We start from the raw sequence: 528 nt of genomic DNA on the forward strand, positions 1-528 counted from the left end.
TGTTCAGACTCCAGTACTTCCAACCCTATCCGCGTCGGGTCATTCAACTGGCTGATTTCATGCTCCAGCAACATCAACGTTTTGTCGCTCAACAAATCTTGCGGAGACAGGTTAATCGAGAAATCTCCTTTCTTATCTCGCATGTAATGCAGCGTCGAGCGGATCATGTGACGACTCAATCTGGTGTACAAATGCGTGTCTGAGATGATCGGTAAAAATCGCCCTGGAGCAATCACTGTTCCGTCTTCTTCTAAAATCCGCACCAGACATTCTTGGCTGGCAGGAAGATGACTGTAAGCGTGCACAATCGGTTGGCTATACGTAATAATGTTCTGCTTGAGAATCGCGCGGCTGACGCAACTCAACCACCCTAGTTGCTCTTTACGTACATCTTCACTGACTTCGATGTCTTTAGCGTTGCAAATATGCGTGTTGCTGCGAACGCCAGAACGACGCGCTTCTATGCCTTTTAATAAGAGCTCATCAGGAGAAGCCGAAGGAAAATCACGACGGCTAACCAAGCCACCA

The 528-nt window shown here is 47.9% G+C and carries 1 protein-coding gene; it reads right to left on the reverse strand.

Annotated elements, in window-relative coordinates:
• A partial coding sequence (locus R8O10_RS27305) for an EAL domain-containing protein (protein ID WP_318192245.1) occupies positions 1-528 on the reverse strand: 528 nt, incomplete at both ends.

The organism is Vibrio sp. 1727 (genome assembly GCF_033344415.1).
Taxonomy (GTDB): Bacteria; Pseudomonadota; Gammaproteobacteria; order Enterobacterales; family Vibrionaceae; genus Vibrio; species Vibrio alginolyticus.